Below are 8,707 nucleotides of genomic sequence, written 5' to 3' on the forward strand. Positions count from 1 at the left end.
CAAACCCCCCTTAAGGGGTACGCCATAAGGCGTATCATGGGGCGCCATACCCGCCCCCGGTGGGCGTAATCACGATCACCGCCTCGCCCGGCTCCAGCACCGTCTGCGCACAACCTTCGAGCTGCTCGAAGGAGCCGTCATTGCGCCGCACGAAGCCCTCGCCCAGCGCGCCCGGCTCGCCGCCCTCCAGGCCGAAGGGATGGACGCGACGGTGGGAGGAGAGGAGCGCGCAGTCCATCCTCTCCAGGAAGCGGATGCGCCGATACGTGCCCGCACCCGCGCTCCACCGGCCCTTGCCGCCGGACCCGGCGCGCACGTGGAAATCCTCCAGCAGGACGGGGAAGCGGGTCTCCAGCACCTCGGGGTCGGTGAGGCGGGAATTCGTCATGTGCACATGCACCGCGTCCGTGCCGTCGAAGCCGGGGCCGGCGGGGGAGCCGGAGCAGATGGTCTCGTAATATTGGACGGCATCGTTGCCGAAGGTGAGGTTGTTCATGGTGCCTTGCGAGGCGCCCATGGCGTTCAGCGCACCGAACAGGCAATTGGTGACCGCCTGGGAGGTCTCGACGTTTCCCGCCACCACGGCGGCGGGGTAGACGGGCGAGAGCATGGAGCCCTTGGGCACCACGATCTCGATGGGCCGCAGGCACCCGGCATTCATGGGGATTTCGTCCTCCACCATGACGCGGAAGACATAGAGCACCGCCGCCCGCGTCACCGGCTCGGGGGCGTTGAAATTGGTCGCCTGCTGGTCCGAGGTGCCGGTGAAATCCACCTTGGCGGTGCGCGCCGCCTTGTCCACGGTGATCTTCACCTTGATCACCGTGCCCTGGTCCATCTCATAGCTGAAGGAGCTGTCGGCGAGGCGGTCCAGCACGCGGCGCACGCTCTCGTCCGCATTGTCCTGCACATGGCCCATATAGGCCTGGACCACATCGAGGCCGAACAGTGCGATCATCTTCTTCAGCTCGCGCACGCCTTTCTCATTGGCGGCGATCTGGGCCTTCAGGTCCGCAATGTTCTGCACCGGATTGCGGGCGGGATACTTTGCCCCCAGCAGCAGCGCATTCAGCTCCGCCTCGCGGAAGCGGCCCTGATCCACCAGCTTGAAATTGTCGATATAGACGCCTTCCTCGTCGATGACGGTGGCGAGCGGGCTCATGGAGCCGGGAGCTACGCCGCCCACATCCGCATGGTGGCCGCGCGAGGCCACCCAGAACAGAAGCTCCCGGCCCGCATCGTCGAACACCGGAGTCACCACCGTGATGTCGGGCAGATGGGTGCCCCCATTGTACGGCGCATTCAGCGCGAACACGTCGCCGGGGCGGATCTGGCCGTCATTCTCGCGGATCACCGTCTCCACGGACCGGTCCATGGAGCCGAGATGCACCGGCATGTGGGGCGCATTCGCCACCAGCTCTCCGGCGGCTGAGAAGACCGCGCAGGAGAAATCGAGCCGCTCCTTGATGTTCACGGAATAGGCGGTGTTCTGGAGCGTCACGCCCATCTGCTCGGCGATCGACATGAAGAGATTGTTGAAGACCTCCAGCATGACAGGGTCCGCGTGCGTGCCCACCGCCTCGGCCCGGCGCATCTCTTCCGTGCGGGTGAGGATGAGGTGGTCCTTCACGGTCATCTCGGCCCGCCAGCCCTCCTCCACCACCACGGTCTGGTTGGGCTCGATGATGATGGCCGGCCCCTGGATGGCCATGCCCGGCCGGAACGCCGCGCGCAGGATCACGGGGGCGTCGTGCCACGCGCCGCGCGAGAAGAAGCGCGTCGTCCGGCACGCGTCTGGCACGCCCTCGGTCAAGGGATGGTCGGGCTCCACGATGCCGGCGCCGCCGCCGGAGGCCTGCACTTCCATGGCCTCCACCACCACCTGCTTCTCCGGCGAGACGAAGCCGAACTGGGCGCGGTGGCGATCCTCGAATTCCGCCGTCATGGCGGCAAGGTCCGCCAGCGTCACGGGCAGCGACGTGTCGGTGCCCTCATAGCGCAGATGGAGCTTGGCCTCGATCTCAGCGGAGGGCACGCCCTGGCCCTTCAGCTCCGCCACCGCCTCGATTGCCAGCGCATCGCGCAGGGTGGAAAGGCCCGGAAGCCCACCCGCCTCCAGCCGCTCGCCCACCGCCTTGGTGCGCAGCGCGCGCACGGCGGCAAGGCCCATGCCATAGGCGGAGAGAAGACCGGAGAAGGGGTGGATGTGTACGCTCTTCATGCCGAGCGCGTCGGCAACCAGGCACGCATGCTGCCCGCCCGCCCCGCCGAAGCAGGTGAGCGCATAGCGCGTCACGTCATAGCCGCGCTCGACGGAAATCTTCTTGATGGCATTGGCCATGTTCTCCACCGCGATGGTGACGAAGCCGTCCGCCACTGCCTCCGGCGCGCGCCCGTCGCCGATTTCGGCGGACAGCGCTGCGAACTTTTCACGCACGGCGGCGGCGTCCAGGGGCTGGTCCTGGGCCGGGCCGAAGATCTTCGGGAAGAAGTCCGGGATCAGCTTGCCCAGCATCACATTGGCATCGGTGACCGCCAAAGGCCCGCCGCGCCGATAGCAGGCGGGGCCGGGATTGGCGCCCGCGCTGTCGGGGCCGACGCGGAAGCGGGCGCCGTCATAATGCAGGATGGAGCCGCCGCCCGCCGCCACCGTGTGGATGCGCATCATGGGCGCGCGGATGCGCACGCCGGCGACTTCCGTATCGAAGGCCCGCTCCAGCTCGCCGTCATAATGGCAGACATCCGTGGAGGTGCCGCCCATGTCGAAGCCGATGATGTGGGAAAGCCCGGCAATGTGCCCGGTCTCGGAGGCGCCCACCACACCGCCGGCGGGGCCGGACAGCAACGCATCCTTGCCCTGGAACAGGTCCGCCGCGGTGAGGCCGCCGGAGGACATCATGAACATCAGGCGGATGGGGTCGGCTTCGCCTTCTCCGCTTTGCGCAACCTCGCTCCCTCCCCCCTTGCAGGGGAGGGTCGGGGAGGGGGGTGATGCCCTCTCCACTTCTGCGGCGCCGGAGGTCCTGGCGGAGAGGCCATCACCCCCCTCCCTGCCCTCCCCCGCAAGGGGGGAGGGTTCACCTGCGGAGCCGGCCCCCAACTCCTCCGCTACCTGCGCCACATAGCGGCGCAGGATGGGGGAGAGATAGGCGTCCGCCACCGTGGTGTCGCCGCGCCCCACCAGCTTGATGAGGGGCGACACCTCATGGGATACCGATACCTGCGGGAAGCCCAGCTCGCGCGCCAGCGCCGCCACCTGCGCCTCGTGTTCGGGATAGCGGTAGCCGTGCATGAAGGCGATGGCGATGGAGCGGACCCCGTCCGCCTTCGCCCCCTCCAGCGCGGCGCGCACGATGGCGAGGTCCGGTACCGCCTCCACTGTCCCGTCGGCGCGCACCCGCTCGTCCACCTCGAGCACGCTCTCGAACAGCATGTCCGGCAGGATGATCTTCTTGGCGAAGATCTTCGGCCGGGCCTGGTAGCCGATGCGCAGCGCATCGCGAAAACCGCGCGTGGTGACGAGGAGCGTGCGCTCGCCCTTGCGCTCCAGAAGCGCATTGGTGGCCACCGTGGTGCCCATCTTCACGGCAGAGACGAGGCCGGCGGGGATCGCCTCGCCCGGCGCGAGGCCCAGAAGCTCGCGGATGCCGTGCACCGCCGCGTCGCGATAGGCTTCGGGATTCTCGGAGAGGAGCTTGTGGGCCACCAGCGCGCCGTCCGGCTTGCGGCCGATAATGTCGGTGAAGGTGCCGCCGCGGTCGATCCAGAATTCCCAGGCTCCCCGACCCTCGATCCCGCGCGCCTGCCCTTGCCCTTCGCCCGTCATGAGACCCGTCCTCGGTGAAATGATGTTGGCCCGTTTCCTGCTTTGGATGCGGGGCGTGGCTGTCCGAATTCGCGCGTCAAGCCAGGCTCGCGCTGCGACAGGTGTCAAAAGAAGTCACGGACCGTGAAAAACGTCAACATTTTGTTGACGAAACGATGAGAACGGGCAAGCTTATCGGCAGCAAGAGTGCTGCACCCTTTGGGCAGACGGCACCGCCGACCGGAATGAGGGGTCCTATGAAAAGCTGGGATTGCGCCGCGCGCGCAATGGGCAGGGCGCGTGGCATGCGCGCCCGTTTTCACGCTGCGCTCAAACCTGCGGGGAGCGCGCGATGATCCGGCGCCTCCTCGACGGCCTCTATCTCGTTTCCGGCTGGCTGGCGGGCCTGTTCCTGCTGGCCATCTTCGTCCTGATGATGCTGCTCTCCGGCGGCCGCTTCGTCGGGTTCAACATCCCGGCGGGGGACGATTTCGTCGCCTGGTGCATGGCGGCCACCGCCTTCCTCGGCCTCGCCCACACCTTCAAGTCCGGCGAGTTGATCCGGGTCGGCCTCATCACCGACAAGCTCCGTGGCAAGGCGAAGTGGGTGATGGAGATCATCTGCCTCATCATCGGCACCGGCTTCACCGGCTTCTTCGCCTGGAACGCCGTGAAGCTCACCTACGAGTCATACCGTTTCAACGACATGGCCCAGGGCGTGCTCGCCGTGCCGCTCTGGATTCCCCAGCTCGGCTATTGCGGCGGCCTCGTCATCCTGCTCATCGCCTTCGTGGACGAGTTGGTCCATGTGGGCCTCGGCGGCGAGCCGCGCTACGAGAAGCCCCCCGCCACCACCGCCGAAGAGGTGGTGGAGCGCGCGGTGCAGAGCGGGATCTGATCCGATGGAAATGATCGAGATCTCCGCGCTTCTGCTGCTGCTCCTCGCCGTGCTCCTGGGCGCCGGCGTGTGGATCGCCATCTCGCTTCTGGCGGTGGGCTATGTGGGCATGCATTTCGTCGGCGGGGGCATCCCCACCGGCTCGGTGCTCGCCACAACCATCTGGGGCAATTCCGCTTCCTGGACGCTGGCCGCTCTGCCGCTCTTCATCTGGATGGGCGAGATCCTGTTCCGCACCCGCATGTCGGAAGAGATGTTCCGGGGCCTCGCGCCCTGGCTCAACTGGATTCCCGGCCGGCTCATGCATGTGAACGTGCTGGCCTGCGGCATCTTCGGCTCCGTCTCCGGCTCCTCCGCCGCCACCTGCGCCACCGTGGCCAAGATCGCGCTGCCGGAGCTGAAGAAGCGCGGCTATGACGACATGGTCTCGCTGGGCTCGCTGGCGGGCGCCGGCACGCTGGGCATCCTCATTCCGCCCTCCATCACCATGGTGGTCTATGCGGTGGCGGCCAACGTCTCCATCATCCAGATCTTCCTCGCCGGCTTCCTGCCCGGCTTTCTGGTGATGGCGCTCTATTCCGGCTACATCGCCGTCTGGTCACTGCTGCACCCCAAGCGCACGCCGCCGGCCGACCCGCCCATGTCGTTCCGGGAGAAGCTGAAGGAATCGGCGAATCTGGTGCCGATCACCCTGCTCATCCTCCTGGTCTTCGCCTCGCTGATGTTCGGCTGGGCCACCGCCACGGAGTGCGCCGCGTGGGGCGTCATGGGCTCGCTCCTCATCGCCTGGTGGCAGGGCTCCCTCACCTTCGCCTCCTTCTGGGCCAGCGTGATGGGCGCGACGCGGCTCACCTGCATGATCATGTTCATCCTGGCGGGCGCGTCCTTCATGTCCACCTCCATGGCCTATACGGGCATCCCGGTGGCACTGGCGAGCTGGGTGGACAGCCTGCACCTCTCGCCCTACGCGCTCATCGCCGCGCTGACCGTCATGTATATCGTGCTCGGCGCGGCGCTCGACGGGCTCTCCATGATCGTGCTCACCACCTCGGTGGTGATCCCCATGATCAAGACCGCCGGCTTCGATCCCATCTGGTTCGGCATCTTCCTGGTGCTGGTGGTGGAGATGGCGGAGGTCTCCCCGCCCGTGGGCTTCAACCTGTTCGTGCTCCAGACCATGTCGGGGAAGGATTCGAACACGGTTGCGCTGGCGTCCCTCCCATTTTTCTTCCTTCTCGTTGCGGCAGTCGCCATCATCACCGTGTTTCCGCAGATCGTGATGGTGCTGCCTCAGATGGCCTTCGGCCCATAAGCTTCAAACACCCGTTTTCAATGCTCGACGACAACCAGAGGACCAACGATATGTCAGGCTTGATCCGAACCCTTGGTTCCGCGCTCGTGCTCGGAACGCTCATCGCCGCCGGCCCCGCCGCGGCGCAGACCAAGTGGAACCTGCCGTCCGCCTATCCCGTGGACAATTTCCACACCGAGAACATCGCCGCCTTTGCCAAGGAGGTGGAGAGCCTCTCCGGCGGCAAGCTCGCCATCACGCTCCATCCCAACGCGGTCCTGTTCAAGGCGCCCGAGATCAAGCGCGCGGTGGCGACCGGGCAGGCCCAGGCGGGCGAAGTGCTGATGTCGCTGCACGAGAACGAGGACCCCATTTTCGGCATCGACGTGGTGCCCTTCCTCGCCACCTCCTACGACCAGTCGAAGAAGCTGTGGCTCGCCTCCAAGCCGGCGGTGGAGAAGAAGCTCGCCTCGCAGGGGCTGAAGCTGCTCTATGTGGTGCCGTGGCCGCCCCAGGGCCTCTTCTCTAAGACCCCCGTCACCAAGATCGACGACCTGAAGGGCGCCAAATGGCGCGCTTATAATGTCGGCACCTCGCGCATCGGCGATGCGGTGGGCGCCCAGGCGGTCACCGTGCAGCAGGCGGAGCTCGCCCAGGCGCTCGCCACCGGCGTCGTCACCGCCCTCATCACCTCCGCCGCCACCGGCTATGACGTGAAGATCTGGGAGAGCATCCCCTATTTCTACGACGTCCAGGCCTGGCTGCCGAAGAACATGGTGTTCGTGAACCAGGCGGCGTTCGACGCCCTCGACAAGCCCACCCAGGAGGCCGTGATGAAGGCTGCCGCCGCCGCCGAGGAACGCGGCTGGAAGGTCTCCACCGAGAAGAGCAAGTGGTACATGGACCAGCTCACCGCCAAGGGCATGAAGGTGGAGGCGCCTTCGGCCGACCTGAAGGCCGGCTTTGAGAAGGTGGGCAAGCAGCTCGCCGCCGACTGGCTCAAGAAGGCCGGCCCGGACGGCGAGGCCATCCTCGGCGTCTACAGCAAGTGATCCGCACCTTTGCATGATGACACGCCGGGCGGGTCCGCCCGCCCGGCATTCTTACAGGCCCCTCATGACCAAGCGTCCCCAGCCAGCCCTGCCCGCCGCCCACGAGTCGGAGCCTGCCGTCCCGCGCGGGAAGCCCATCGGCTCCATCGTGTCGTCGGCGCATCTGGCGGACGGCGCGCTGCCGGCGCTTTCCGAGCTTGAGTTCGGCCTCAACATGATCGGCCACGCCTATCAGCGCTGGATGATCCGCTGCATGGCCGCCGCCGGCGTGCCGGACCTCTCCTCCCTCGACGTGCTGGTGCTGCACCACGTGGTGCATCGCCAGAGGCCCAAGACCATCGCCGACCTCTGCCTCGTGCTGGATGTGGAGGACACCCACCTCGTCACCTATGCGGCCAAGAAGCTTCAGGCGCTGGGGCTGGTGGCGGGCGGGCGGCGCGGCAAGGAGAAGACCCTGTCCGCCACCGAGGCCGGCCGCAATGCCTGCGCGCGCTATCGCGAGGTGCGCGAGGCGCTGCTGACCCACGCCGTGGCCGGCACCGGCATCCCGCCCGCGACGCTGTCCGAGATGGCGGCGCTGCTGCGCACCCTCTCCGGCCATTACGACCAGGCGGCCCGGGCGGCGGCGAGCCTGTGACGCCTTTCAACCGGCGCCGCACGCTCCGGGGCTGAACGGTCAGGCGATGGAGGCGGAGGCTTCCCGGACCCGGCGGGCGGACGCATCCACCTGGCTGGTGGCGTCGGCGATGACGCTCACGCTCTGCCGCACGCTCTCCACGCCCTGCGCCGCCACCTGCATGTTGCTCGAGACTTCGCGGGTCACGGCCGCCTGCTCCTCAACCGCCGCGGCGATGATGGAGCCGATGGTGTTGAGCTCGGAGAGATAGCCGGTGATGCCTTCCAGCGCTGTGACCGCCTCATCGGTCGCGGCCTGGACGGACTGGATATGGGCGGCGATGTCGCCCGTGGCCCGAGACGTCTGCGCCGCGAGATTCTTCACCTCCGACGCCACGACGGAGAAGCCGCGCCCCGCTTCGCCGGCCCGCGCCGCCTCGATGGTGGCGTTGAGGGCCAGCAAATTGGTCTGGGCGGCGATGGAATTGATGAGCTCCACCACCGCGCCGATCTTCTGGGCCGCGCCCGAGAGGCTGATGGCGACGCCGTTCACCCGCGCGCCTTCGGAAACGGCGGCGCGCGTGAGGTCGCTGGACTGCTTGACCTGACGGGAAATCTCCCCGACCGACGCGGCCAGCTCCTCCGCCCCGGCGGCGACGGACTGGACGTTATTGGACGTCTGGTCCGTGGCGGAGGAGGCGGACATGGCCTGGAGATTGGTCTGCTGCAGCTCTCCGGCAATGCGCTGAAGGTCCGCATCGATCTCCCGCTGGACTGCCGCCCGGCGCAGCCGATTTTGGACGGCGGAGGTGATGTCGGTGGCGAACTTCACCACCTTGAACGGCCTGCCCGCTTCATCGAGGATGGGGGTGTAGGTGGCCTGGATCCAGACCTCGCGCCCGCCCTTGCCGATGCGCTTTGGCCTGCCGCCGGTTTTGTGGACACCAGGTTAAGCTAATTTAGCTCGCTCCTCGAACTCGATCGGGCTCAGATAGCCTAGCGTCGAGTGCCTGCGTCGGCGATTGTAGAAGCGCTCGATGTAGTCG

7 protein-coding genes are annotated in these 8,707 nt (G+C 67.2%); 4 read left to right on the forward strand and 3 right to left on the reverse strand.

The genetic code is table 11. The features are described 5' to 3' along the window. Positions 1–34: 34 nt before the first annotated feature. The gene (locus ABLE91_RS09655) at positions 35–3,826 is read right to left on the reverse strand and encodes a hydantoinase B/oxoprolinase family protein (protein ID WP_348930585.1); all 3,792 of its coding nucleotides are present in this window, start codon (positions 3,824–3,826) and stop codon (positions 35–37) included. 331 nt (positions 3,827–4,157) lie between these two features. Between ABLE91_RS09655 and ABLE91_RS09660 the strand changes: the two genes are divergently transcribed. From ABLE91_RS09660 to ABLE91_RS09675, 4 genes are all read left to right on the forward strand, one after another. After that, positions 4,158–4,703 carry a TRAP transporter small permease gene (locus ABLE91_RS09660; RefSeq protein ID WP_348930586.1) on the forward strand — a complete coding sequence of 182 codons (546 nt, stop codon included), beginning with the start codon at positions 4,158–4,160 and terminating at the stop codon, positions 4,701–4,703. Positions 4,704–4,707: 4 nt separating this feature from the next. Continuing rightward, entirely contained in the window at positions 4,708–6,015 is a 1,308-nt protein-coding gene (locus ABLE91_RS09665; RefSeq protein ID WP_348930587.1) for a TRAP transporter large permease, read from the forward strand. 62 nt (positions 6,016–6,077) lie between these two features. Further along, positions 6,078–7,046, forward strand: coding sequence for a TRAP transporter substrate-binding protein (locus tag ABLE91_RS09670; protein ID WP_510181927.1), 969 nt, complete (start codon positions 6,078–6,080; stop codon positions 7,044–7,046). Between the two features lie 64 nt (positions 7,047–7,110). Next, the gene (locus ABLE91_RS09675; protein ID WP_348930589.1) at positions 7,111–7,683 is read left to right on the forward strand and encodes a winged helix DNA-binding protein; all 573 of its coding nucleotides are present in this window, start codon (positions 7,111–7,113) and stop codon (positions 7,681–7,683) included. 39 nt (positions 7,684–7,722) lie between these two features. On the opposite strand, the gene ABLE91_RS09680 is transcribed toward ABLE91_RS09675, so the two are convergent. Both ABLE91_RS09680 and ABLE91_RS09685 read right to left on the reverse strand, forming a co-directional pair. After that, the gene (locus tag ABLE91_RS09680) at positions 7,723–8,496 is read right to left on the reverse strand and encodes a methyl-accepting chemotaxis protein (protein ID WP_348930590.1); all 774 of its coding nucleotides are present in this window, start codon (positions 8,494–8,496) and stop codon (positions 7,723–7,725) included. Between the two features lie 114 nt (positions 8,497–8,610). Then, a partial coding sequence (locus ABLE91_RS09685) for an IS3 family transposase (protein ID WP_348930610.1) occupies positions 8,611–8,707 on the reverse strand: 97 nt, incomplete at its 5' end.

The sequence above is a fragment of the Aquabacter albus genome, from assembly GCF_040049275.1.
Lineage (GTDB): Bacteria > Pseudomonadota > Alphaproteobacteria > Rhizobiales > Xanthobacteraceae > Aquabacter.